Annotated in this window: 24 protein-coding genes; 9 read left to right on the top strand and 15 right to left on the bottom strand. The window is 73.5% G+C overall.

The features are described from left to right. Window positions 1–13: 13 nt before the first annotated feature. Window positions 14–364: a DUF2203 domain-containing protein gene (locus ABZ573_RS07700; RefSeq protein WP_151454549.1), complete on the bottom strand. Its 351-nt coding sequence runs from the start codon at window positions 362–364 to the stop codon at window positions 14–16. 171 nt (window positions 365–535) lie between these two features. Here ABZ573_RS07700 and ABZ573_RS07695 point away from each other — a divergent pair, with 171 nt between their 5' ends. Next, a complete protein-coding gene (locus ABZ573_RS07695; protein ID WP_151454548.1) occupies window positions 536–1831 on the top strand; it encodes a DUF1343 domain-containing protein in 1296 nt (431 codons plus the stop codon). A gap of 1 nt (window position 1832) precedes the next feature. On the opposite strand, the gene ABZ573_RS07690 is transcribed toward ABZ573_RS07695, so the two are convergent. Both ABZ573_RS07690 and ABZ573_RS07685 read right to left on the bottom strand, forming a co-directional pair. Beyond that, a complete protein-coding gene (locus tag ABZ573_RS07690) occupies window positions 1833–2222 on the bottom strand; it encodes a hypothetical protein (protein ID WP_151454547.1) in 390 nt (129 codons plus the stop codon). Between the two features lie 204 nt (window positions 2223–2426). Then, window positions 2427–2873, bottom strand: coding sequence for a DUF1772 domain-containing protein (locus tag ABZ573_RS07685; protein WP_151454546.1), 447 nt, complete (start codon window positions 2871–2873; stop codon window positions 2427–2429). 90 nt (window positions 2874–2963) lie between these two features. On the opposite strand from ABZ573_RS07685, the gene ABZ573_RS07680 reads away from it, so the two are divergent. Next, complete coding sequence (locus ABZ573_RS07680) at window positions 2964–3542, top strand: TetR/AcrR family transcriptional regulator (protein WP_151454545.1); 579 nt, start codon at window positions 2964–2966, stop codon at window positions 3540–3542. 273 nt (window positions 3543–3815) lie between these two features. Here ABZ573_RS07680 and proC read toward each other — a convergent pair whose 3' ends face one another. The 4 genes from proC to ABZ573_RS07660 all read right to left on the bottom strand — a co-directional run bounded on the left by proC (window position 3816) and on the right by ABZ573_RS07660 (window position 6976). Continuing rightward, window positions 3816–4634 carry a pyrroline-5-carboxylate reductase gene (gene proC / locus ABZ573_RS07675; protein WP_358087561.1) on the bottom strand — a complete coding sequence of 273 codons (819 nt, stop codon included), beginning with the start codon at window positions 4632–4634 and terminating at the stop codon, window positions 3816–3818. Between the two features lie 72 nt (window positions 4635–4706). Beyond that, entirely contained in the window at window positions 4707–5735 is a 1029-nt protein-coding gene (locus ABZ573_RS07670) for a 6-phosphofructokinase (protein ID WP_132236203.1), read from the bottom strand. A 178-nt stretch (window positions 5736–5913) separates the two neighbouring features. Beyond that, a complete protein-coding gene (locus ABZ573_RS07665; RefSeq protein WP_358116561.1) occupies window positions 5914–6417 on the bottom strand; it encodes a pyridoxamine 5'-phosphate oxidase family protein in 504 nt (167 codons plus the stop codon). 61 nt (window positions 6418–6478) lie between these two features. Next, complete coding sequence (locus ABZ573_RS07660) at window positions 6479–6976, bottom strand: polyadenylate-specific 3'-exoribonuclease AS (RefSeq protein ID WP_089003323.1); 498 nt, start codon at window positions 6974–6976, stop codon at window positions 6479–6481. 251 nt (window positions 6977–7227) lie between these two features. Here ABZ573_RS07660 and ABZ573_RS07655 point away from each other — a divergent pair, with 251 nt between their 5' ends. After that, window positions 7228–7920, top strand: coding sequence for a Crp/Fnr family transcriptional regulator (locus ABZ573_RS07655; RefSeq protein ID WP_121400498.1), 693 nt, complete (start codon window positions 7228–7230; stop codon window positions 7918–7920). Window positions 7921–7973: 53 nt separating this feature from the next. Here ABZ573_RS07655 and ABZ573_RS07650 read toward each other — a convergent pair whose 3' ends face one another. After that, window positions 7974–8183: a hypothetical protein gene (locus tag ABZ573_RS07650; RefSeq protein ID WP_091629607.1), complete on the bottom strand. Its 210-nt coding sequence runs from the start codon at window positions 8181–8183 to the stop codon at window positions 7974–7976. Window positions 8184–8346: 163 nt separating this feature from the next. Here ABZ573_RS07650 and ABZ573_RS07645 point away from each other — a divergent pair, with 163 nt between their 5' ends. Then, entirely contained in the window at window positions 8347–11910 is a 3564-nt protein-coding gene (locus tag ABZ573_RS07645; protein ID WP_358116558.1) for an adenylate/guanylate cyclase domain-containing protein, read from the top strand. A gap of 25 nt (window positions 11911–11935) precedes the next feature. Here ABZ573_RS07645 and ABZ573_RS07640 read toward each other — a convergent pair whose 3' ends face one another. Further along, window positions 11936–12643, bottom strand: coding sequence for a lysophospholipid acyltransferase family protein (locus ABZ573_RS07640; RefSeq protein WP_327029162.1), 708 nt, complete (start codon window positions 12641–12643; stop codon window positions 11936–11938). A gap of 277 nt (window positions 12644–12920) precedes the next feature. Between ABZ573_RS07640 and ABZ573_RS07635 the strand changes: the two genes are divergently transcribed. The 4 genes from ABZ573_RS07635 to ABZ573_RS07620 all read left to right on the top strand — a co-directional run bounded on the left by ABZ573_RS07635 (window position 12921) and on the right by ABZ573_RS07620 (window position 17487). After that, window positions 12921–14105 (top strand): histidine kinase, encoded by a 1185-nt coding sequence (locus ABZ573_RS07635; protein WP_225852180.1) that lies wholly within the window; start codon window positions 12921–12923, stop codon window positions 14103–14105. After that, window positions 14102–14773, top strand: coding sequence for a response regulator transcription factor (locus ABZ573_RS07630; protein WP_151454539.1), 672 nt, complete (start codon window positions 14102–14104; stop codon window positions 14771–14773). The genes ABZ573_RS07635 and ABZ573_RS07630 overlap by 4 nt, the downstream gene beginning before the upstream one ends. Before the next feature lie 262 nt (window positions 14774–15035). Further along, window positions 15036–15887: a DUF308 domain-containing protein gene (locus ABZ573_RS07625; protein WP_151454538.1), complete on the top strand. Its 852-nt coding sequence runs from the start codon at window positions 15036–15038 to the stop codon at window positions 15885–15887. Window positions 15888–16068: 181 nt separating this feature from the next. Beyond that, complete coding sequence (locus tag ABZ573_RS07620) at window positions 16069–17487, top strand: trehalose-6-phosphate synthase (protein ID WP_358116553.1); 1419 nt, start codon at window positions 16069–16071, stop codon at window positions 17485–17487. Between the two features lie 70 nt (window positions 17488–17557). Here the strand turns inward: ABZ573_RS07620 and ABZ573_RS07615 are convergent, their stop codons facing one another. The 6 genes from ABZ573_RS07615 to ABZ573_RS07590 form a co-directional block, all read right to left on the bottom strand. Next, on the bottom strand, window positions 17558–18361 hold the full coding sequence (locus tag ABZ573_RS07615) for an alpha/beta fold hydrolase (protein ID WP_358116773.1): 804 nt from the start codon (window positions 18359–18361) through the stop codon (window positions 17558–17560). Window positions 18362–18434: 73 nt separating this feature from the next. Beyond that, on the bottom strand, window positions 18435–19844 hold the full coding sequence (locus ABZ573_RS07610; RefSeq protein ID WP_327029164.1) for an NAD(P)-binding domain-containing protein: 1410 nt from the start codon (window positions 19842–19844) through the stop codon (window positions 18435–18437). Between the two features lie 91 nt (window positions 19845–19935). Then, entirely contained in the window at window positions 19936–20643 is a 708-nt protein-coding gene (locus tag ABZ573_RS07605) for an endonuclease/exonuclease/phosphatase family protein (RefSeq protein WP_358116550.1), read from the bottom strand. A 10-nt stretch (window positions 20644–20653) separates the two neighbouring features. Then, window positions 20654–21601: an ROK family glucokinase gene (locus tag ABZ573_RS07600; RefSeq protein ID WP_151454534.1), complete on the bottom strand. Its 948-nt coding sequence runs from the start codon at window positions 21599–21601 to the stop codon at window positions 20654–20656. Window positions 21602–21677: 76 nt separating this feature from the next. Then, the gene (locus tag ABZ573_RS07595; protein ID WP_358116547.1) at window positions 21678–22322 is read right to left on the bottom strand and encodes a hypothetical protein; all 645 of its coding nucleotides are present in this window, start codon (window positions 22320–22322) and stop codon (window positions 21678–21680) included. A gap of 31 nt (window positions 22323–22353) precedes the next feature. After that, window positions 22354–22809, bottom strand: a complete 456-nt coding sequence (locus tag ABZ573_RS07590) for an SRPBCC family protein (protein ID WP_151454532.1) — start codon at window positions 22807–22809, stop codon at window positions 22354–22356. 194 nt (window positions 22810–23003) lie between these two features. On the opposite strand from ABZ573_RS07590, the gene ABZ573_RS07585 reads away from it, so the two are divergent. Further along, a complete protein-coding gene (locus ABZ573_RS07585) occupies window positions 23004–24806 on the top strand; it encodes an AMP-dependent synthetase/ligase (RefSeq protein WP_358116544.1) in 1803 nt (600 codons plus the stop codon). The last annotated feature ends 14 nt before the right edge of the window (window positions 24807–24820 follow it).

Raw genomic sequence — 24820 nt, 5'->3', positions numbered from 1 at the left:
CCGCCGGGCCGGATCAGAGCGGGCGGCGACCGGCGAAGCCGCACTCCATCCGGTGGTACCAGCGCACGTCGGTGTCCCCCTCCAGCCAGCACCAGAGCACCGGCCGACCGTCGCGCTCGCCGGGGAAGTCGAGCAGGACCGGCGCGATCCCCTTGACCTGGATGTCGTGGGAGTGCAACTCCTCGACGAGGGCGTGCAGCCGCGCCTCCAGCCCCTTGACCTCGGCCAACCCGCCGAGCGGGCTGGCGCCCCGGTCAGCCAGGTCGACGCGCAGCTCGGCCAGGTCGGCCCGCAGCCGGATCAGCTCGTCGACGCGCGGGCGCAGGGTGGCGATCAGGTGGCGGGCCTGGGCGAGGGTGAACACCGGGCCAGTATGGAGCACCGCCCGACCGGTGGGACCGCACCACGCGCCGCCGGGGCGGCAGGTCCGACAGCGCCGCCGGCCGGACCCATCCACCCCCGCTTTGTAGCTAACCTTCCTTGACGGGGCATCAACGTGTAGCTAAGTTTCGACCAAACCGACGGGAGGGTCGACATGGAGCGAAGGAAGTTCCTGGCCGGAGCGGGTGCGGTGACCGCGGGCGCGGTCGCGGCGACGGCACCCGGCGCGGCTGGTCACGCCGCGCCCGGCATCCGCCACGTGGAGACCGGGCTCGACGTGCTCGTCCGGTCCGACTTCGCCGAACTCGCCGGCCAGCGGGTCGGGGTGATCTCGAACCCCACCGGCGTGGACTCGGCCTACCGGCACCTGGTCGACCTGATGCACGCCTCCGGCACGGTGCGGCTGGCCGCCGCCTTCGGCCCCGAGCACGGCTTCCGCGGCTCGGCGCAGGCCGGCGGCAGCGAGGGCACCGGCATCGACGCCCGCACCGGGGTCACCGTCTACGACGCGTACGGCGCCTCGCTGGCCAAGTGGGAGACCATGTTCACCCAGGCCGGCGTCGACACCGTCGTCTTCGACATCCAGGACGTCGGCGCCCGCTTCTACACGTACATCTGGACCATGTACACCTCGATGATGGCCGCGGCCCGGACCGGCAAGCGGTACGTGGTGCTGGACCGGCCGAACCCGGTCGGCGGCCGGGCCTACGGGCCGATGATGACCGCCGGTTTCACCTCCGGGGTGGGCCTGAAGGAGATCGTCCAGCAGCACGGCATGACCGTCGGCGAGCTGGCCCGGTTCTTCAACGCCGAGTTCCTGCCCGCCGAGGCCGGCCGCCAGGTCGACCTGCACGTCGTGAAGTGCCGGCACTGGAAGCGCGACAGGCTGGCCGCCGACACCGACCTGCCCTGGGTGCTGCCCAGCCCGAACATGCCCACCACGGACACCGCGCTGGTCTACCCCGGCACCGGCCTGTTCGAGGGCGTCGCCTCGCTCACCGAGGGCCGTGGCACCTGCAAGCCGTTCGAGCTGATCGGCGGGCTGGCCGAGGACTTCGACTACCACTGGTCCGACCGGCTCAACGCCCGCGAGCTGCCCGGCGTCGAGTTCCGCGAGGCGTACTTCACGCCGACGTCCGCCGGGCAGAAGCCCGCGCTGCTCAACAAGCTCTGCGCCGGCGTCGAGGTCAAGGTCGTCGACCGCGCGAAGTACGACCCGATCCGCACGGCGGTCGCGATGCTGGTGGAGGCGCACAAGTACGAGGCGTTCGCGTGGCGGCGCGACTCGTGGGACGCCGTGCGTCCGTACTGGATCGACAAGCTCACCGGGTCGCCACGGCTGCGCACGATGATCGACGCGGGCGCCGACGTGGACGACGTGGTCGGCGCCTGGGCCGACGAGTTGGCGGACTTCGACCGCCGCCGCAAGCCCCACCTGCTCTACCGGTGACTCAGGCGAAGACCCAGCTGACGGCGGCCAGGACGAGGTAGGCGACGGGGACCGAGCAGGACGGCACGAGAGCGGCCAGTCGTCGACGCCTCTCGCCCACCCGCGGTGCTCCCGGCACGGGGGCGAAGGGGGAGGTGACGAGGTCGCCGTCCCCGTCGCCTGCCAACTCCCGGTGCTCGACGAACGCCAGGACCCCGACCACCACGAACAGCCCGAGGGAGAGCGCCGGGGCGGGAAGGGTCAGTACGGCCGGCAGGCCGAGCCGGCCGGCGGCCGCTGCCCCCACGGCGACGAGGGGCACCAGGGCGGCCAGGGGAAGACCGACCGCCAAGGGGTGACGCATCAGGGGCGACAGCAGCTTGGGCAGGCTCGGGAGCACGAGCAGGAACACCCCGAGGCAGGCGAGCTGGACCGCGTTGTAGCTCAGCCGCTCGGGGGGTGGTGTTCACGGCGTCCTCTTCTCGGAGCTCCGGGGGTGGGGCAGTGACAGGTCGTCGCCGGTGTCGCCGGTGGAGAGGTGGTTGCCGACCCTGGTCGAGAACGCCTGCCACTGGGCGAGGCCCTGCGCCAGCTCCGGCGGTGTCGGCCTGCGGGCTCAGGTGAGGGCGGCCACCAGCAGGGCGAAGGCGGCGATGATGACGGCGACGCGGACGTAGTGGAGGCGGTCCCAGCGGTTCATCTGCTGCTTCCAGTCTGCGGGCCGGTTGTCAGGGGTCCACGTCTTGCCCCGGTTGTTGATCGGGACGAGCAGCAGGATCGACATGATCACGCTGAGGATCAGCAGCGCGCCGGCGGTGACGACGAGGCCGTTGCCGTAGGAGCGCCATCCGGCGATGGCACAGACCGCGACGAGGACGAGCGAGGTGATGTACCAGACCGGCATCACGGCGCCGAGCATCCGGCCCCCGTGGGAGCGGCCGAGTTGGCCGCTGTCACCGGGAAGTGCGTTGAGGATCGGGTTGATGACGAAGGCGACGGAGAACTCCACCCCCACCATCAGGCCGACGACCACGATGGCGAAGACCTCGAGTGCGTTGAGCATGATGACCCTTCTGAGATCTAGTGCTGCTAGCTGATGAGTCAACGCTAGCACTGCTGTCGCTTGATTATCTAGCGATGCTAGGATCGAATCATGTCGGTACAGGAACGCAAGGAGCGCGAACGGGCGGCGCGCGAGCGCCTCATCGTGGCGACTGCCCGCGAACTCGCCGAGCAGCAGGGCTGGGACGCGGTCACGACCCGCCGGCTCGCCGAGCGCATCGAATACAGCCAGCCCGTCCTCTACAGCCACTTCCGCGGCAAACGCGAGATCATCGGCGCCGTCGCCCTCGACGGCGCCGCCGAGATGGCTGCGGCGCTGCGGGCCTCGACCTCCGCCGCGGACGGCCCGCGCGCCCGGGTCACCGCCCTCGCCCGCGCCTACCTCGACTTCGCCGCACGCAACCCGGCGGTCTACGACGCCATGTTCGAGCTCGACGGCGGCCTGGCCTTCGCGAGCGAGGACACCCCACTACCTCTTAAGGACGCCTTCGCCGCCCTGCTGGAAAGCCTCGGCGAGGTCGCCGGGGACGGCGTCCACCCGGCACTGTTCACAGAGGTGTTCTGGGCGGCCCTGCACGGGCTGGCCACCCTGACCCGAGCGGGACGGCTGCCGCCGGAGGACACCGAGCCGAGGGTGGAGCTGCTGGTGGACCGGCTCGCCGTGGTCTGACACACCATCCCGGCGGGCATTCAGCCGGGGCCCTCGGGCCCCCGCCGCTGCATGCCCACCGCATCGCTTCCGGTCACTCGCGCCCACACGGGCGCAGCCGCAGATCGCCGGGCCCACGCCTAGACGGGCACCCGCCCCGGAAGCTGCGATGCCCATTGATGACGACCCGATACGCGCCCTAACCGGGCCGGTCCGCTCCGCCCAGAATCGGCACCACGGGCCGGCTGCGCCACGGGCTCGGAGAGCCCCCGGAGGCGGCCGACGCCGAAGAAGTCAGTCGGCCTGGGCGGCCAGTTCGCGGGCTCGGTCGCGGGCCGCTTCCAGGGCGGCGAGCAGCGCCGCGCGTACGCCGTGCTTCTCCAGCTCGCGCACGGCGGAGATGGTGGTGCCGGCCGGCGAGGTGACCGCCTCACGCAGCTTCACCGGGTGCTCGCCGGAGTCGCGCAGCATCACGGCCGAGCCGATGGCGGTCTGCACGATCAGCTCGTGCGCGACCTGCCGGGGCAGGCCGAGCAGGATGCCGGCGTCGATCATCGCCTCGACCAGCAGGTAGAAGTACGCCGGCCCGGAGCCGGAGAGCGCGGTCACCGCGTCCTGCTGGGACTCGGGCACCCGGACGGTCGACCCCAGCGGCTTGAACATCTCCTCGGCCAGCGCCAGGTGCGTGCCGGTGGCGTGGGCGCCGGCGGAGATCGCCGTCATCGCCTGGTCGACCAGGGCCGGGGTGTTGGTCATCACCCGCACCACGGGCGTGCCCTCGGGCAGGCGGCGGTTGAAGAAGCTGGTCGGCAGGCCGGCGCAGAGGGAGATGACCAGCTTGTCGGCGGGCACCTTCGGCCCGATCTCCTCCAGCAGCGTCGCCGCGTCCTGCGGCTTGACCGAGACGGCGAGCACCTCCGCCTCGGCCACGGCGGTGAGGTTGTCGACCACCCGTACCCCGTAGCGGGCGGTCAGCTCCTCGGCGCGGGCGGGGCGGCGGGCGGTGGCGAGCAGCCGGTCCACCGGCCAGCCCGAGCGCAGCAGCCCGGAGAGCATCAGCTCGCCGATCTTGCCGGCCCCGATCACCGCGACCGTGTGCACCGAACCCGCCATCGCCGTCGTACCCCCTCGCCGTGAGCCGGCGTCGCGACGGGCCGGACGGCCCGCCGCGACGCCGGGGATGGATCAGCTGCCGAAGAAGACCTCGGCCTCGGCGTACCGCTCCAGCGGCACGGTCTTCAGCTCGCGGGTGGCCTCGGCCAGCGGAACGCGGACGATGTCCGTGCTCTGCATGGCGACCATCTTGCCCCAGTCGCCCTCGTGGACCGCGTCGATCGCCTGGAGGCCGAGCCGGGTGGCGAGCACCCGATCGAAGGCGCTCGGGGTGCCGCCGCGCTGGATGTGCCCGAGCACGACGGTGCGGGCCTCCTTGCCGGTCTTGGCCTCCAGCTGCTCGGCGAGCCACTGGCCGATGCCGCCGAGGCGGACGTGGCCGAACGCGTCGAGCTCCTGGTTGTGCAGGACCATCTGGCCGTCCAGCGGCTGGGCGCCCTCGGCGACCACGACGATCGGGGCGTACTGGTGCTGGAAACGCTTCTCGACGTAGCCGGCGACCTGCTCGACGTCGAACTGCCGCTCCGGCAGCAGGATCACGTTGGCGCCACCGGCCAGGCCGGCGTGCAGGGCGATCCAGCCGGCGTGCCGGCCCATCACCTCGACCACCAGGGTGCGGTGGTGGCTCTCGGCGGTGGTGTGCAGCCGGTCGATCGCCTCCATCGCGATGTTGACGGCGGTGTCGAAGCCGAAGGTGTAGTCGGTGGCGCCGAGGTCGTTGTCGATCGTCTTCGGCACGCCGATCACGTGGACCCCGAGCTCGTGCAGCTTGGTGGCCACGCCGAGGGTGTCCTCGCCGCCGATCGCGATGAGCGCGTCCACGCCCTGCGCGGCGAGGTTCTCCTTGATCCGCTCGACGCCGTTCTCGATCTTGAAGGGGTTCGTCCGGGACGAGCCGAGGATGGTGCCGCCGCGCGGCAGGATGCCGCGGACCTCCGCGATGCCCAGGGGGCGGGACAGGCCCTCCAACGGGCCCTTCCAGCCGTCCCGGAAACCCACGAACTCGTGGCCGTAGCTGGCGACGCCCTTGCGGACCACCGCCCGGATGACCGCGTTGAGACCTGGGCAGTCGCCGCCGCCGGTGAGCACGCCGATACGCATGATCGCTCATCCTCCTGGGAGCATCAGGTGAAGCCCGATTTGCCCCAGGATATGTGTCGAATCAAGACCATCGGCGCCGTTGCCGGCCCGGGGCGGGCCGTCAGTGCGCACTGTAGTCGCCGCAGGCGTACGCCGACACCGCGCCCCGGGCCGATCCCACCGGCGGGCGGCCTACCGGTCAGTAGCTGACCTCGTGGTTCTCCCCCACCTCCGGCGGCTTGCCGGTCACCGCCGCCTTCGCGTAACCGAACAGGTTCACCACCGTGCTCGACGGAGAGTCCCAGTACTCCGCGGATCCGGCGTGCACCTTGAGCAGGGTGAGTCCGGGGGTCGCCAGCCCGTCCGGGAACCAGGCCTTGAGCACCGGGTTCCACAGCTCCTCGGCCTTCGCCCGGTCGTACTCCTCCCGGGCCGTGCCCGCGACCGACACCCAGGAGTTGCGCCGGGAGTCGGAGAAGGAGACGTTGACCTCGGGGTTCACGCGGATCTGCCGGACCTTGGCGGAGTCGGCGTACGCGAAGAACCACAGATCGCCGTCGAACTCCGCCTCCTGCAACCCCATCGGGCGGCTCACCATCCGGCCGTCCACGGCGATCGTGGTCAGCATGCAGATGCGGGCCTCGCGGACCAGCTCGGTCACCCGGCGCCGGGCCTCGGCGGCGTTGGTCGGTTCGTTGGTCATTGGGACTCTCCCTCACATCGGCTCGACGTCGCACCGGTGCCCGGGACAGAACCGACCAAACCTACGAACCGGTCATCGCCCGCCACCGGGCCAGGTTGTGCCGGGCATCGACCAGCGCGTCGTGCCGTGCCGCGTCGGCGTCCGGCAGCGGCGGCCGGCCCCGGTCGTCCCAGAGCTGGCGCAGGTCCTTGGTGAACCGGGGGATCTCCCGGGGCAGCGCCGGCATGGCGCCCCACAGCTGGGCCAGGGCGACGTGGTCGTACGCGGCGTACCAGGCCCACAGCTCCAGTTGCTCGCCCGGGCGGTCGCGGACCGGCTCGACGAGGAAGTCGTACAGCTCGTCGCGGATGCGTTCGCGGGAACGCCAGGCGCGGTTCGCCGGGGAGGGCAGCTTGTCGAGCACGTTGCGGCGCACCCAGGGCACGGCCCGCGAGTCGTCGAACTCGGTCGAGACGGCGTAGAACTCGCGGCCGTACTCGTCGACGACGCCGATCGACACGAGGTCGACGAGCCGGCCGTCCTCGATGAACTCGCAGTCGTAGAAATAGCGGTAGACCATCGCCCGTCATCCTCGCCCACGCCCTCGGCGTCCCGACGACCGGGGCGGTCGGAACGCCCCCCACCACGCCGGTCGTCGCAGCTCGGGAGTGTCACGGAAGTGCTTCGAGGGGTGTACAGCAAGCGACCGGACCGTCATGATCTGATGTGTACCGCTACCGGACGCCGAACCGGTGTCAGTTCACCTCGTCGAGGGCCTTCAGGTTCACCCGGTGAGCGAGTTGTGGTCCTTGACCGGGGAGGGGTTGGACCGTGGAGATGCGCCTGCCGGAGCCTGGTGACGCGCTCACGGGTGTGGAGATGTTCGCCGGGCTGGAGCCGGAGGTCCGGCAGCGGGTGATCGCCGCGGCGGTCCCCCGCACATACCGCAAGGGCCAACTGCTCTTCGTCGAGAACGACCCCGGCGAGTCCCTCATCGTCCTGCGTCGGGGCGCGGTCGCGGTCTTCCGCACCGCGCCGACCGGCGAACGCGCCGTGCTGTCGGTCATCCGTCCGCCGGACGTGCTGGGCGAGGTCTCCCTGCTCGACGCCTCCACCCGCTCCGCCTCGGCCGAGGCGATCGAGGACTGCGCCGCGCTCGCGCTGTCCCGGGGCGCGTTCATGGAGCTGGTGCACTCCAACCCGCGCATCCTCGACGCGGTGATGCGCTCGCTCGGCGGGCTGATCCGCCGGCTGACCGAGCAGAACGCCGACCACGTCTTCCTGGACCTGCCCGGCCGGGTGGCCAAGACCCTGGTCCGGCTGGCCGGCGAGAGTCAGGCCCCGATGATCACCATCGAGCTCAACCAGAGCCAGCTCGCGGAGATGGCCGGTGGCTCGCGGCAGAGCGTCAACCAGGCGATCGGGTCGTTCGCCAACCGGGGTTGGCTGCGCACCGAGGGCCGGCGGATCGTGGTCACCGACGTCGCGGCGCTGCGCCGCCGTGCCGGCATGAGCGAGCGCTGAGGCGTACGCGAAAAAGGGCCGGAGCAGCCGCTCCGGCCCTTTCGTGCGGGGTGTCAGGGAGTGTTGCTGCCCGGCCCGACCCAGTTGGTGCTGCCCGGCCCGACCCACTCCGTGCCGTCCTTGCCGCCACCGGACTGCTCGCTGACGATCCCCTGCGCCTGGAGCGCGGCCAGCGTGGCGGCGTCCACGTCGACGGAGTCGCCCGCGAGGTGGCTGACCCCGCTGCCGTCGGTCCAGTCGCTCTGCAACATCACGTACACCATCGGGAATCCCCCTGTGGTCAATGGTCGACATTCAGCCGCCTGACTGTAACCGTAGGGCCGCCCGGTGGACTGTCCACAAGCCAACAGCCCGGTACCCGACAGCTGGGCGGACGGCGATACTGACACCGGAACGGTGCCGATCACGGCGCCGGCGGGATCGCGAGTGGAGGGCGTCATCGCCACGCAGTGTGACCGCTGTGGACGCACGGCTGCCGCGGGCGACCGCTTCTGCGGCGGCTGCGGCAACGAGCTGGGCGCGGTCTGTCCGCACTGCCTGCGCCCGCTCGCCCAGGACGTGGCGTTCTGCACCTCCTGCGGCGCCGCCCGGCCGGGCAGCGAGCGACAGCCGGCCCCGCAGGAGGACCGCCGCCGGGTCAGCGTGCTCTTCGTCGACCTGATCGACTTCACCCCGTACGTCGAGCGGGCCGACCCGGAGCTGGTCCGCGGCATGCAGACCGGGTTCTTCTCGGCCGCCCGTCGCGTCGTGGGGCAGTACGGCGGGGTGGTCGAGAAGTACATCGGCGACGCGGTGATGGCCCTGTTCGGCGCGCCCGTGGCGACCGAGACCGACGCGCTGCGCTGCGTGCGGGCCGGGCTGGAGCTGCAACGGGTGCTGACCCGCTTCGCCCCCACCGGCGCCGACGCGCTGCGCTTCCGGGTCGGGGTGGCCACCGGCGAGGCGCTGGTCGACGTCGCCGCCGCCCGCGACGGCGGCCAGGCGATCGTGGCCGGCGACGTGGTCAACACGGCCTCCCGGATGCAGTCGGTCGCGCCGCCGGGCGGGGTGCTGGTCTGCGGCGTGACGCACGCCCTCACCCGGGACGCGATCCGCTACTCGGAGCAGCCGCCGGTCACCCTGCGCGGGCGCTCCACGACGACCGAGGTGTGGCTGGCCCTGTCCCCGGTCCGCCGGCAGCCGACGGACCGGCAGCCGGACGTCACGCCGCTGATCGACCGCGAACACGAGCTGGGGATGCTGGTCAACGCCCTGCACCGGTCGCTGCGCGACCGCCGCCCGCAGGTGGTGACCGTCTTCGGCCGGGCCGGGCTGGGCAAGAGCCGGCTGGTCCGGGAGCTGTACCGGCATGTGGACCAGCTGGTCGACGAGCCGCTGACCTGGCGGATCGGGCGGTGCCCGCCGTTCGGCGAGAACGTGACGTTCGCGGCGCTGGCCGACATCGTCAAGTCCGAGGCCGGCATCCTGGACACCGACCCGGCGTCGAGCGCCGCCCAGCGGCTCGCCTCGGCCGTCGGCGAGCTGGTCGGCCCGGGCGAGCGGCAGCGCCTCGTCGACGCCCTGCGGCCCCTCGTCGGGCTGCCGGGGACCGCGCTGCCGGCCGAGGAGACCGGGTCGGCGTGGCGGCGTTTCCTGCTCGCCCTGGCCGCCCGACGGCCGACCGTGCTGGTCTTCGAGGACCTGCACTGGGCCGACGACGCGATGCTGCGCTTCGTGGAGCTGCTCGGCACCGCCGCCCGGGACGTCCCGCTGCTGCTGCTCTGCACCGCCCGGCCGGAACTCGTCGACCGGGACCCGAGCTGGGCGGGGACGATCACCGGCTCGGTGACCATCACCCTGCCCCCGCTGCGGGACACGGGCATCGCCGCGCTCTACGCCCACATGTTCGGCCGGGCGGCCTTCTCCGCCGACATGCTCAGCCCGCTGATCGAGGTGGCCGGCGGCAACCCGCTCTACGCCCACGAGTACGTCCGGATGCTGATCGAGCAGGGCGCGCTGCGCCAGTCCGTGCGGGGCTGGTCGATGGAGAAGCACCTCGACCTGCCGATGCCGGAGAGCGTGCACGCCGTCATCGCCAACCGCATCGACCTGCTCGACGCCAAGGAGCGCACGGTGCTGCTGGCCGCCGCCGTGGTCGGCGTGCAGTTCTGGCCGGGGGCCGTGGCCGCCGCGCTCGGGCAGCCCGTCGAGTCGGTGGAGCGCGCGCTGCGCCGGCTGGAGCAGCGGGACTTCGTGCACGAGCAGGCCGCCTCCACGATGGCCGGGCAGCCCGAGTACCGGTTCCGGCACGTGCTGGTGCGCGACGTCTGCTACCAGCGGCTGCCCCGCACCGAGCGGGTGGCGCGGCACGAGCGGACGGCGCAGTGGCTGGACATGCTCTCGCAGAGCCGGGACACCGACCTGGCGGAGGTGCTGGCCCACCACCGGTGGGCGGCCCACGAGATCGCCCGGTCGCTGGGCATGGAGATGGCCCGGTTCGCCGGCCCCGCCCGGGCCGCGCTGCACCGGGCGGCCCGCCGGGCGTACGCGCTGCACAGTCTCGACGTCGCGGCGAGCCACGCGGGCCGGGCGCTCGGGCTGGCCGACGACTCCGACCCGCTCGACCGGCTCCAGCTCGAGCTGCTCAGCACCGAGATCTCCTTCTACCGCGACGGCAACGTCTTCCTCTCCGGCGGCGGGCCCGAGCAGGTGCAGGCGCTCGCCGACCGGCTGCTGGCGCACGACGACGACGCCTGCGCGGCGCGCGCCTGGACGCTGCTCGGTCAGGCCGCGTGGCTGCGCGCCGACCGGGCCGCCGCGCTCGCCTGCCTGGACCGGGCCGTCGAGCTCTTCGACCCGCTGCCGGACAGCCCGCAGAAGGCGGACGCCTACGCCGAACTGGGCCGGCTGCACATGCTCAACTATGAGCGTGATCCGGCGGTCGCCGCAGCCGACCGGGCGGCGGAGATCGGTGAGCGGCTGAGGCTGACCGAGACCCGCACCAACGCCCGGATCACCTCGGCAATCGCCCGCTACCAGGCGGGTGACCGGTCCGGCCTGGACGACCTGCACGCGATCGTCGAGCTCAGCCGCGCCAACCAGCTGATCGCCCTGCCCCGGGCCATGCAGAACCTCGCCTACGCCGTCTGCGAGGAGGGCGACTGGCTGCGCTCGGACGCCCTGCTCTCCTCGTCGCCGACCCGCAAGGCCAGCGGGCAGACGCTGACCACGAGCTACTCGGCCGAGGCGATGCGCGCCTGGTTCGAGGGCGACTTCGACCGGCTGCTGGCCGCCGCCGAGGCCTTCGTGGACACCCCGACCGGCAGCTGGGACATGCAGGTCCGCGGCCTGCGTTCCTGCCTGCTGGTACTGCGCGGCGAGCGGGTGCCGCAGGCGCGCTCCCACTCGGACGACGACGCCGCCGCCACGTTCAGCGACGACGTGGCGGCTGCGATCGACGCCGCCCGGCGCAGCGGTTTCCACCGGCCGCACTGGACGATGCTGGGGATGGGCGCGCTCTGCCGGGCCCTGCAGGGACGCCGGCAGGAGGCGACGGCGCTGATCGACGAGCTGGCCGACTCCTGGTCGGTGGTGCCCGCCATCGCCAGCGGCGAGTGGATCCCGGCGGCCGGGTACGCGGCCAGCCTCGCCGGGCGGGAAGCGGCGGCACGGGTACGCGCGATGCTGGACCGGGTGGGTCACCGCACACCCTGGTCCGAGGCGGCGCGCCGGACGGTGGCCGGTGCGCTGGCCGCCGCTGACGGCGACCACCGGCGGGCCGCCGAGCTGCACCTGGCCGGCGCCGAGATCTACGCCGGCATCCCGGACGTGACGGACCGGATGCTGGCGTTGACCTTCGCGACGGTGGAGCTGGAGCGGGCCGGCGAGTCGACGGCGGGCCGCCCGGAGCTGGCCGAGCTGCGCGCCTTCGCGCTGCGCAACCACGCCCCCGTCCTGCTGGACCTGGCCCGCCCCCCGACGACCGCCGCCGACACCGCCCTGGCCTGCTGACCGGGCGAAGCGGGCGGGCGGCCCGTCAGGCGGGGACCGGCTCGCGGGGGACCGGGCCGGCGGGCGGGCTCTTGGCCTTCTGGGCGTACATGTCGACGTACTCGCGGCCGGAGAGCTCCATCAGCTCGTACATGATCTCGTCGGTCACCGCGCGCTCGACGTACCGGTCACCGGCCATCCTGGCGTAGCGCGAGAAGTCCAGCGGCGGGCCGAACCGGATCCGCACCCGGGCGATCTTGGGGATCAGCTTGCCGGGCGGCTGGATCTCGTCGGCGTTGAGCATCGCCGTCGGGATGACCAGGGCGCCGCTCTCCAGGGCCAGCCGGGCCACGCCGGTCTTGCCCCGGTAGAGCCGGCCGTCCGGCGAGCGGGTGCCCTCGGGATAGATGCCGGCGATGCCACCGGCGCGCAGTACCCGCAGCTGGGTGTCCAGGGCCGCCCTGGCCGCCCGGCCGCCCGAGCGGTCGACCGGGATGGTGCCGGAGCCGACGAAGAACATCTTCGTCAGCCAGCCCTTGACGCCCTTGCCGGTGAAGTACTCGGCCTTGGCGATGAACGTCACCCGCCGCTTCACGACCAGCGGCGTGAAGATCGAGTCGGAGAACGACAGGTGGTTGCTGGCGAGGATCACCGGCCCGGTGTCGGGCACGTGGTGCAGCCCCTCGACCTGCGGGCGGAAGACCAGCCTCAGCAGCGGGCCGAGGAGCACGTACTTCATCAGCCAGTACAGCACCGGCGTCCTTTCCAGAGGTGGTCGCGAGGCCGCCGCGTCGCCACGGGTCGTCGTGGGCATGAGCCTACGAACCCGATGCGTGCCGCCACAACGTGATCCGGCCCGCGTGGCGCGGAGCGTCCATTCCGGACAGCCGCAGCCGGGCGGCGGGCAGCCGGCGGGCGGGCGGTGTCGCCTGTCGACGTACCGCCGCCCGTCGCGGATACGGCGCGGGGCGACGGTCGGTCGGGACACCCGTCGGCCCCGCGCGAAGGCCTGCGGCACCTACGCTCGTGGTGTGCGGGTGGCCGGGGTGCGGCGGGGAGCGGGCAGGCTGGTCCGGCTGCCCCGGGCCGCCGTGCTGGACCTGCTCATCGGCGTCGCCGTCTCGGCCGTCGTGGCGGCGGCGATCACCGCGAACCTGGGCGGCGACCGGGGCCGCGACGTCCCCGCCTACCTGTTCGCCGTCGGGCTCGGCGCGCTCGTGCTCCTGCGCCGCCGCGCGCCGACCACCGTGCTGGTGGTGAGCGCCGCCGGCCTGGTCGCCTACTACGTGGCCGGCTACCCGCCGGTCGGGCTGGCCCTCCCCCTCGCCGCGGCGCTCTACTCGGCGGCCGAGGCCGGGCAACTGCGCTGGGCGGTGCTCGTGGGGCTCGGCCTGCTCGTCGTCTCCACCGCTTTCCGCACGGCGGACGGCGCGAGCGTCGCGTACCTCATCGGCTTCGAGCTGGCCTCCAGCGTCGCCATCATGGCCGCCGCGGTCGCCCTCGGCGACGGGGTCCGGTCCCGGCGGCTGCGGCGCCGGGAGCAACGGTGGCGGTTGCGGCAACTGGAACGCGACCACGCCCGGGAGGCGGCGCGCCGCGTCGAGGAGGAACGGCTCCGGATCGCCCGGGACCTGCACGACGTCATCGCCCACCACATCTCCGTCATCTCGCTGCACGCCGGCGTGGCCGACGAGGCCCTCGACGACGACCCGGCAACCGCCCGTGCCGCCCTGGGGCACGTCCGCTCGGCCACCACCCAGGTCGCCCGGGAGCTGCGCACCACCCTCGGTCTCCTGCGCGACCCGGCCGTGGCCGAGCCCCGGCAACCGGTGGCGGGGCTGGCCGGGCTGGACGCCCTGGCCGCCGGCGCGCGGGCCACCGGGCTGCGGATCGCCGTCCACCGGCAGGGCGAGCTGACCGGGCTGCCCGCCGCGGTCGACTCGACCGCCCACCGGCTGATCCAGGAGGCGCTGACCAACACCCTGCGCCACGCCGGCGCGAGCACCGTCGAGATCGACGTCGTCCGTGGCCACGGCACCCTCGCCGTCGCCGTCCGCGACGACGGCCGTGGGCAGCGCCAGGACACCCCGCGCGGGTACGGGCTCGGCGGCATGCGGGAGCGCACCGCCCTGCTCGGGGGCACCGTCACCGCCGGCAACCGACCCGGCGGCGGCTTCGAGGTACGCGCCGAACTACCCCTGGGAGGGACCACGTGATCCGGGTGGGACTCGTCGACGACCAGCACCTGGTCCGCGCGGGGCTGCGCGCGCTGCTGAACCGGGCGCCGGACATCGAGGTCGTCGGCGAGGCGGGCGACGGCGACGCGGCGTACCGGCTGGCGGTCACCGAGCGGCCGGACGTCCTGCTGATGGACGTCCGGATGCCGGGCACGGACGGCATCGAGGCCACCCGGCGGATCGTCGCCGACGAGCGGCTGACCGGCGTACGGGTCGTCGTGCTCACCACGTTCGACACCGACGAGTACGTCTTCGAGGCGATCCGGGCCGGCGCGTCCGGCTTCCTGCTCAAGGACACCGGCCCCGACGAGCTGCGGGGAGCGGTGCGGATCGTCCGGGCCGGGGAGGCGCTGCTCTCCCCCGCGGTGACGCGGCGGGTCATGGCGGCGGTGCGCGCCGGCGGGCGGGAGCCGGACCCGGCCCGGCTGGGCTCGTTGACCGCCCGGGAGCGGGAGGTGCTGGCCGAGGTCGCGGCCGGCCGGTCGAACGACGAGATCGGCGCGGTCCTGCACATCAGCCCGGCGACCGCCCGGACGTACGTGAGCCGGCTGCTGGCCAAGCTGCACGCCCGGGACCGCTCGCAGCTCGTCGTGGCGGCGTACGAGAGCGGCCTGGTGCGGCCGGGATCACCGCCCGGCCCGGGCTGACCGGCGGTCGGCGCGCTCGCCGGCACCGGCGGCCCCTCGGGCGGCACGGCGCCGCAGGCGGGCTCCGTTGAAAAACATTCAGCAAGAACGGACATAAATCCCCGGTCGCGACCTGCGGCAGGGCCTCTGACTTCGTACGCCGCGCCACAAGGCACTCCCGGAACGGGGTCCGGACGTGTCACGATTCAAGGCACGGCGTGCGGGTCGGCGCCGAGGGGGCTCAGGCGGCCGCGCCGCGGGCGCGTGATGAGGAGGATGTCCGGTGTCAGCGGGTGGGGCCCGCCGGGGACGGCGGGACAACGGGCTCGACGCGAGCGAGTACGCCATCGCCGGCGACGTGGATCCGCGCGTCGGTGAGCACCTGCTCGACGTCCTGGCCGCCGGTGGGATCGCCGCCTACCTCCAGCCCTCGGCCGACCTGAACCCGGTCACCCGCACCACCACCGTCCCGCCCCGCCCCGTCGACCGGCTCTACGTCGACCGGTCGCACCTGACGACCGCGCGGGACTACCTGACCCAGCTCGCGGACGAGACGGCCCCCGAGAAGCCCCGCGAGGACGAGCCGGACATCGAGGCCGAGTGGGCCCGTATCGTCGCCGGCTTCCACACCACCGCCCCCCGCGGTGGCGACAACCCGTGGCCCGCCGCCGAGGACGTGGACGACCCGCCCGGGCCCGCCGGCGGCCCGGTGACGCTCGGCACGCCCGACGAGCCCGCCGGGCCGACCGCCACCGACGTGCGACGGTTGCCGTACGCGGCCGACATCTCGGGCGTCTCCCTGTCGCGGGGCCGGCAGGACGAGCCGTCGCTGCTCGACGGGCTGGACACCTTCGGCGCGGACCTGCCCGACGACGAGGCGGAGGACGAGCGCTACACCCCGCCGCCGCCCCCGCCCCTGCCGCGCTTCTCGAAGTACACGGTGGTCGGGGTGCTGGCCATCGTGGTCGGCTTCGTGCTCTTCCTGTTCCCGTCGCTCTTCCCGGTGGCCGACCCGTCGGTGGTCAACCTGTTCGGGTTCACCGGCATCCTGGCCGGCTTCGTCTCGCTGATCTGGCGGCTGCGCCCCGGTGGCGACGACGACGAGCGCGACCCGGACGACGGCGCGGTGGTCTGACCGGCGACCCGTCCGCCGACTCTCCTGCCCGCATCCCGGGACGACGGACGCCCCGAGCCCGGTGCGCAACACTGGTGTAACTTACTGTCAGTAGGAATACCGCTGTCCGTCACATCCCTCGCTGACTGCCCGGTTGTTCCTCCGCTGCGGCGGTCACTCCCTGCTGATCGGAATGCCCGAGATGCGACAGAGTTCCCTCGTGGTGGTGGCCAACCGCCTGCCCATCGACGACAGTGTGGCGCCCGACGGTGCCTGCGAATGGCGCCGCAGTCCCGGCGGCCTGGTCAGCGCCCTCCATCCCCTCCTGCGACACACTCCGGCGACGTGGGTGGGGTGGGCCGGCGGCACCGGCCCGGCGCCGGCGCTGCCCGACGTGGACGGCGTCCGCATGCACACCGTTGCGCTGACCGCCGACGACCTGCGCGACCACTACGAGGGCTTCGCCAACGCCACCCTCTGGCCGCTTTACCACGACTCCGTGGAACAACCGGAGTACCACCGCAGCTGGTGGGAGGCGTACCAACGGGTCAACCAGCGGTTCGCCAAGGCCACGGCCGACGTGGCCGAGCCCGGCGCGGTGGTCTGGGTGCAGGACTACCACCTGCAACTGGTGCCCGGCCTGCTCCGGGAGCTGCGGCCGGACCTGCGGATCGGCTTCTTCCTGCATGTGCCGTTCCCACCGCCCGAGCTGTTCATGCAGCTCCCGCGCCGGGCCGAGTTGCTGCGCGGGATGCTCGGCGCCGACCTGATCGGCTTCCAGCGCTCCCAAGCCGCGCACAACTTCGCCCAACTGGTGGCGAAGGTGCTGGACGTCCCCGCCACCGACCGGCGGATCACCGTCGACGACCGGGTGGTCCGGATCGGCGCCTTCCCGGTCTCCATCGACACCGCCGAGATGGCCGCGCTGGCCGCCCGGCCCGACGTCGCCGACCGGGCCAGCCGGCTGCGCCGCGACCTCGGCAGTCCCGAGCAGGTGATCCTCAGCGTCGACCGGATGGACTACACCAAGGGCATCGAGCAGCGGCTCAAGGCGTACAGCGAGCTGATCGCCCACGGGCACGTCAAGGTGCGCGACACCGTGCTCGTGCAGGTGGCGGTGCCCAGCCGGGAACGGGTCGGGCAGTACCAGATCCTCCGCGAACGGGTGGAGCGCGAGGTCGGGCGGATCAACGGGGAGTTCGGCCGGGTCGGCGAGCCGGCGATCCACTACCTGACCCAGCCGTTCGACCGCGCCGAACTGGCCGCGCTCTACCGCGTCGCCGACGTGATGGCGGTGACCCCGCTGCGCGACGGGATGAACCTCGTCGCCAAGGAGTACGTCGCCGCCCGGGTGGACGACACGGGCGCGCTGCTGCTCAGCGAGTTCGCCGGCGCCGCCGCCGAGCTGCCGCAGGCGTACCTGGTCAACCCGCACGACCTGGAGGGGCTCAAGCAGGGGCTGCTCGCGGCGCTGCGGGCGGGCCCGGACGACCTCGGCGCGCGGATGCGGGCCATGCGGGCACACCTGCACCGGCACGACATCCGTGCGTGGGCCCGCTCCTACCTCTCCGCCCTCGACGACAGCGGCTCGCTGCTGACCCGACTGGGCGCCGCCGGCTGAGGCCGCCGGCCCGGCTCGGGGCGGTCAGGGTCGGCTGGTCGGTCACGTTCGGCCGGTCGGGCCGGGGCGGTCAGGGCCGGCCGGTCGGCGCGGGGTCCTTCTCCAGCCAGTCCAGGATCGCGTCGACCGGCTCCCGCCACCGGGCGTCGAGCATCATGTCGTGCCCCATGCCGGGGAAGAGCAGCGGGGCGGAACCGTACCGCCGGGCCGCCCGGGTCAGCGCCGTCGACGGCACGATCCGGTCGTCGGGGCTGCCCAGCACCAGCACCGGCGGGTCGCCCACCGCCGGCTCGGCGGCCCGCCCGGTCAGCAGCTGCCACTGGGCGCGCCGGCCGGCCCGCCCCAGCCGGCCCGTGTAGCCCCGGGCCTCCGCCTCGGGCAGCTCCCGGCTGAACAGCTGCCGGCGGTGCAGCCGCAGCGGCCCGCCGAACACCGCCGGCAGCGTGCCGACCGGGTTGCGGCGCAGCGCCGCCCCGAACGTCGCCCAGCCGCCGAACACCGGCGCGACCAGCACCGCGGCCCGGGCCGGGTAGCGGGCCAGCGCGTGGGCCACCACGAGCGCTCCGGCGCCGTGCCCCACCAGCACCGCCTGGCGCGGCAGGCCCGCTGCCACCTGGGTCACGTCGTGGGCGTACGCCCGCAGCGTCGCCTCCGGCGCCGGCCCGCTGTCGCCGTGCCCGCGCAGGCTCAGCGCGTACGCCGGGAAGCCCCGGGACGCGGCGTGGCCGAGCCAGTGCTCGGCGAACGCCCAGGCGCCGTGCCCGAAGCCCGGTACGAAGAGCAGCGGCGGACGTCCCTGTTCCACCTCGGGGGTCGCGCCGAGCACCTCACGCCGGACCGGGCGGACCGGGCGGGCCCACTCCCGCCCGCGCATGATCCGCACCTGACTCACTGTTCCGGCCTTTCGTTCGCGACTGCGGGGCTCCGCTGCGCTGCACTCCTCGCGCTCACCGGGAAGCCTCCAGGTCAAGCAGCGCGCGTTGGACCGCGCGCAGGTAGTCGGCGTGGCCCACCTCGAACCAGTGCCGGCTGCTGTCCTTGACGGGCCCGGCGTAGCGCTCCCCCGCCTTCGCCGACACCCGGGCGGCGAAGGCCGCCGCCCGGTCGGGGCGGGTCACGCGCAGCCGCAGCAGCCGGGCGAAGAGCACCGACTGCCAGTGCGACAGGGGGAAGATGCCCGAGTCCGGCTGCACCAGCCCGGCCACGGCCAGCGTGGGACGACCGGGGACGAAGGCGTTCAGCCAGAGCTTCGGGCGGCCCTCCCCCGCGTCGTCGCCGAGCACCTTCGGGTCGAGGAACTCGAAGCGCGGCAGGTACCCGGTGGCGAAGACGACCAGGTCCGGGTCGATCTCCCGGCCGTCGGAGAGCTCGACGGCGTACGGGTGGAAGCGGACGACGTCCGGCACCGGCGCGATCCCGCCGTGGCCTACGTAGTAGACGAGCTGGCTGTTGGCGATCGGGTGCGTCTCGTAGACCCGGTGGTCGGGCTTCGGCAGGCCGAACCGGGTCAGGTCGCCGACGGTCAGCCGCAGCGTCCAGTGGTAGAGCCACTGCCGCACCCGCAGTGGCACACGCAGCGCCAGCAGCGCGTCGTTGACCTGGTCGGCGGGGCGGCCGAGGACGTACTTCGGGGCGTACCAGTAGCCCCGGCGGGTCGAGTGCCAGCAGCGCGACGCCTGCTGGGCGGCCTCGACGGCGATGTCGCAGCCGGTGTTGCCGGCGCCCACCACCAGCACCCGCTTGCCGCGCAGTTGCGCCGGGTCCTTGTAGGACGAGGCGTGCATGACCTCGCCTCGGAACTCCTCCAGCCCCTCGTAGCGGGGCAGCTTCGGCGACCAGTTGTGGCCGTTGGCGATCACCACGGCCGCGTAGCGGGAGGTGCGTTCCGGGCCGTAGCCGCCGGTGCTGCGGGTGGTCACGTCCCAGCGGTCACCGGCCACGGGCTCCACCCGGACGACCTCGGTGCCGAACCAGATGTGCCCGCGCAGGTCGAAGTGGTCGGCGTACCGCTCGAAGTACGACAGCAGCCGGCTGTGGTGCGGGTAGTCCGGCCAGTCGTCCGGCATCGGGAAGTCGGGGAACTGGGTGAACGGCCGCGACGAGATCAGGTGCGTGCTCGCGTACACCGGGCTGCGGTCGTGCCGCCAGTTCCAGGCGCCGCCGACGCCGGTCTCCCGCTCGTAGCAGTCGACGCCGAAGCCGTGTTCCTTCAGGTTCTTGATCGCCGTCAGACCGCTGGCCCCCGCGCCGACGACGCAGACGGTGTCGCCCCGGTCGGAGACCGGCCGGCCGTCGCGGGTCAGGGCGAGAGTGCTCGCCTCCGGGTCGGGCCGGCCGTGGTCGGTGGAGGTGGACACCGGGATCTCCTTTTGTGCGGCACGAGTGCCGGGTCGCGCAGCATCCTCTCCACAACGGAGCGGGTTGTCCAGCCCCGGCCGCGACGGACGGTCAGTCGGCGGCCGGCAGCAGCAGGTCGACCAGGACCGGGAAGTGGTCGCTGGCGCGGCGGGTCTGCGGGGTGTCCACCACGTCGTAGTCGACCACGGTGATCCTCGGATCGACGAAGAGGGCGTCGATGCGCCGCCGGGGGTCCGCGCAGGAGTAGGTGAGCCGGTCGGCCCGGTCCATCGCCACGGCGGCGTCGGACAGCCCGCGCGCCACAGTGGCCCAGGCCGGCCCGTCCGGCCCTTCGTTCAGGTCGGCCGCGGCGACCACCGGGGTGGTCGCGGCGTCCAGCTCGCGCTTGAACAGCGCGGCCTGCGCGGGCCGCTCGGCCGGGTCGGTGGACAGGTGCGACCCGGCCAGGGTGAACCGGGCCGCACCGGCGACCACGCACTCGGCGTACGCGGCGCCGCGCAGGTGCCGGCCGGGGGTGAGCGGGAAGCGCTGGCAGCGGTCGGCCACCACCCGCACCCGCAGGCTGGTCAGCAGCAGGTTGCCGAGCGCGGGCAGCCCGCCGGCGGCCACCACCAGGCCGAAGGACTCCGCCAGCGCCGCCGACTTCTGCCGCCACCGGAACCGGCGCGGGCCCTCCTGCACGATCACCACGTCCGGCCTGGCGTCGCGGACCACCGCCGCCAGCGCGGCCGTGTCGTCGCGCTGGCTGTGGATGTTGTACGACACGACGCGCAGCGGCACGCCCGAACTCTGCGTCACGGTCACCGCCTCAGATCCGGCGGGCCAGGTCGGCGGCGCCGATGACGCCGGCGGTGTTGCCCAGCTCGGCCGGGCGGATCTCGGCGACGGGGAGGCGGCTGCGCTGGGCGAGCGCGTCGGCGAACGACCGGCGGGTCGGCCCGAGCAGCAGGTCCCCGGCCTCGATCACCCCGCCGCCGACGACGAGCACCTGCGGGTCGAGGATCTGCGCCATGTCGGCGAGGCTGGTGCCGAGCCACCGGCCGACCTGCGCGAACGCCTCGGTGGAGACCGGGTCGCCGGCCTGCGCGGCGGCGGTGACCATGGGTCCGGTGACCGCCTCGGCCTCGCCGCCGGCCAGTTCCAGCAGGCCGGTGGCGCGGTGCGGCTCCTGCCGGGCGGCGGCGCGGGCGAACCGGACCAGGGCGCTGCCGCTGGCGTACTGCTCGATGCAGCCGAGCCGGCCGCAGCCGCACTGGTGGCCGTCCGGCACCGTCAGCATGTGGCCCAGCTCGGCGGCGATGCCGTTGGCGCCCCGCAGCAGTTCCCCGCTGAGCACGATGCCGCCGCCGACGCCGGTGCCGATGGTGAACATGACCATCGAGTCGTCGGCCTCGCGGGCCGCGCCGTAGCGGAACTCCGCCCAGGCCGCCACGTTGCCGTCGTTCTCCACGATCACCGGCAGGCCGGTGGCGGCGCTGACGTAGTCGCGCAGCGGCTCGTCCCGCCAGGCCAGGTTCGGAGCGAACAGCACGGTCGAGCGGCTGGCGTCGATCCAGCCGGCCGCGCCGATGCCGACCGCCTCGATCGCGTGCCCGGAGGCCAGCTCGCGGACCAGTTCGATGATGACGTCGCGGGTCTTGGCGACGTCGTCGGCGGGGGTGTCCCGTCGGGCCTGCACGAGGACCGTGCCGGCGGCGTCCACGACACCACCGGCCACCTTCGTGCCACCGACGTCGACTCCGATGGTCAGCGTCACCGCCGCCACTCCCCTCTGCTGTGCTGCCCGCACCGGCGCCGGCGGACGACCGGCGCGTGGTCGGGATGTGCGTTGGTCAGGCCCCGTCGCCCGGGGGTTGTCCGCCCTCGTCCCCCGGTGCCCGGGACGTGGGGACCACGGGCCCGTCGGTGGACGTCCGGACGGTCCCCGGGGCGGCCTGCCCGGCGACGTCGACGGGCGGTACGGCGGCCGGGGCGGCCTCGTCCTCCGCCCGCGTGGCGGCGGACCAGACGTCCCGTTCCGGTGCCGGCTGAGAATCATGCCCGCTACGGGTGGCCTCGCGCCACACGTGGTCGTCCCCGCCACCCGGAGCCGGGGTGGCCGCCGGCCCGGCGGGGGCGTCGGCGTAGGGCTCGGGCGGGGTGAACGCGCGCAGCAGGCTGGCCACCCCGGCGGCCAGGTCGCCCGCGCCGGTGGCGAGGCGCTCGGCGAACTCGGGACTCGGATCGCGCAGGGCGGCGATGCCCCGGCAGACCGGGCAGACGCAGCATTCGGCCGCGCCGGTGGCGAAACCGCCCGCGGGCGGCCCGGCCGACGCACCCGGGCTACCGCTGTGACCGAGGACACTCGACACGATCCCACCGAGCGGACCCCACTGGCCCCCCTTCGAGCCGGCCGCGGCCAGCCGGGCGGCGGCCAGCGCCGTGGCGACCAGACGTTCGGCCTCTTCCCGGGCCGAACCCGGATCCGTTGCACCCATGGTCGGCTCCCCTACCCTGCCGCGGGACGCGTCACTGCGCCGCACCGGATGCTTCTACCCGGCGCTTGAGCTGCTTCAACGCGGTATCCATGATCATTTTTTCGGCCTTGCGGCGGAACATGCCGAGCATCCCGACGGAGAGCTCGACCTCCAGGGTGTAGGTCACCGTCGTGCTGCCGTCCTGGTTGCCGTCCAGGTCGTACGAGCCGCGCTGGAACTTCTGCATCTTCGAGGGCGCCACCAGGTGCCACTCGATCCGGGAGAGGTCCTCGGCGTACTCGTAGGCCAGCACGTACTCGTCGGCCAGCACACCGGCGTCGATCGTGAAGCGGACCTGGCTGGCGTAGCCGTCCTCGTACTCCTCGATCACCTCGACCCGCCGCATCGCCTCGGTCCACTCCGGGTAGCTCGGGAAGTCGCAGATGACCGCCGCCACCCGCTCCGGTGACGCGCCGACGACGATCGACTGGGTGGAGGTGTCCGCCATGCAGGGAGGCTACCCGGCACCGGCGGCGCCCACGCCGCGCCGCCCCCGGCACGCCGGATCGAAGCGTCCGGCGGCGACCGGCGGGCAGCCTGGGCGACCTGCCTTTTCGCCCCGGCCGCCGAGGCGGGTAGGTTTCGACGGAGCCGACCCGTGGTGGCGGCCCGCCCGGCCAGTGTGAGCACGAGGGAGTGCAGGTGCGCGAGTTCTCCGTCCCGCCGATCGTCACCATCGGCGACGCGGCCAACCTCACCGACCCGGTCTGGGACAACGCCGAGGTCGCCCCGGACGCGGTCCAGTTCGTCCGCCCCACCGGCGCGGGGGAAACCTGGGCCGACGTCACCTGCCGGCAGTTCCGCGACGAGGTCGTCGCCGCGGCCCGGGGCCTGGTCGCCGCCGGCGTCCAGCCCGGCGACCGGGTCGGCCTGATGAGCCGCACCCGCTACGAGTGGACGCTGCTGGACTACGCGATCTGGGCGGCCGGCGCGGTCACCGTGCCGATCTACGAGACCTCCAGCGCCGACCAGACCGCCTGGATCCTGTCCGACTCCGGCGCGGTGGCCTGCGTGGTGGAGAGCAGCGCGCACGCCACCCTGGTCGCCGGCGTCCAGGACCGGCTGCCCGAACTGCGGCACGTCTGGCAGATCGACCTCGACGCCGTGGCCGAACTGGCCCGGGCCGGCGAGGCGGTCGACCCGACGGAGATCGACCGGCGGCGGGCCGCCGTCCGCGCCGACGACCTCGCCACCGTCATCTACACCAGCGGCACCACCGGCCGTCCCAAGGGCTGCGTGCTGACCCACCGGAACATGTACGCCGACATCGCCAACGCCGTGCCGGTGCTGCCCAACCTGTTCCGGCCGGGCGCCTCGACCCTGCTCTTCCTCCCGCTGGCGCACGCCTTCGCCCGGCTCATCCAGATCGGCGTGGTGCAGGCGCGGGCCACGATGCGGCACTGCGCGGACACCAAGAACCTGGTCGGCGAGTTGCAGGAGTTCCGTCCCACCTTCGTGCTCTCGGTGCCCCGGGTGTTCGAGAAGGTCTACAACGGGGCCAAGCAGAAGGCCGAGGCCGACGGCAAGGGCAGGATCTTCGCCCGCGCGGAGCAGGTCGCCATCGCGTACAGCGAGGCGCTGGAGACCCCCGGCGGCCCCGGCCTGGCCCTGCGCGTCCAGCACGCGCTCTTCGACAAGCTGGTCTACCGCAAGCTGCGGGCGGCGCTCGGCGGCCGGTGCCGCGACGCCATCTCGGGCGGTGCCCCGCTCGGCGCGCGGCTCGGCCACTTCTTCCGCGGCATCGGCGTGAACGTGTGCGAGGGCTACGGCCTGACCGAGACCTCCCCCGCCGCCGCCGCGAACCTGCCCGACGCCACCCGGATCGGCTCGGTCGGCCGACCGCTGCCGGGAGTCACCATCCGGATCGACGACGACGGCGAGATCCTGATCGCCGGCGATCTGATCTTCAAGGGCTACTGGCGCAACGAGGAGGCCACCGCCGAGGCGCTCAGCGCGGACGGCTGGTTCCGCACCGGCGACCTGGGCCAGCTCGACGACGACGGCTTCCTGAGCATCACCGGCCGGAAGAAGGAGATCATCGTGACGGCCGGCGGCAAGAACGTCGCCCCGGCCGTGCTGGAGGACCAGGTCCGGGCCCACCCCCTGATCAGCCAGTGCGTGGTGGTCGGCGACCGGGCGCCGTTCATCGCCGCGCTGGTCACCGTCGACGAGGAGGCGCTGCCGCGCTGGCTCGCCTCGGCCGGCCTGCCCGCGGACACCCCCGTCGAGAAGCTGCGCGACCACGACGGGCTGCGCGCCGAGATCCAGGGCGCCGTCGACGCCGCGAACCAGGCGGTCTCCAAGGCCGAGGCGATCAAGGTGTTCCGGATCCTGCCCCGCGACTTCACCGAGGCGACGGGCGAGCTGACCCCGTCGCTGAAGGTCAAGCGGCAGGTGGTGCACAAGTCGTACGCGGCGGAGATCGCCGACATCTACCGGGCCTGACTACGATCCGTCAC

The sequence above is a fragment of the Micromonospora sp. NPDC007220 genome (genome assembly GCF_040634035.1).
Lineage (GTDB): Bacteria > Actinomycetota > Actinomycetes > Mycobacteriales > Micromonosporaceae > Micromonospora > Micromonospora reichwaldensis.
This window is presented reverse-complemented; position numbering and strand designations above follow the sequence as displayed.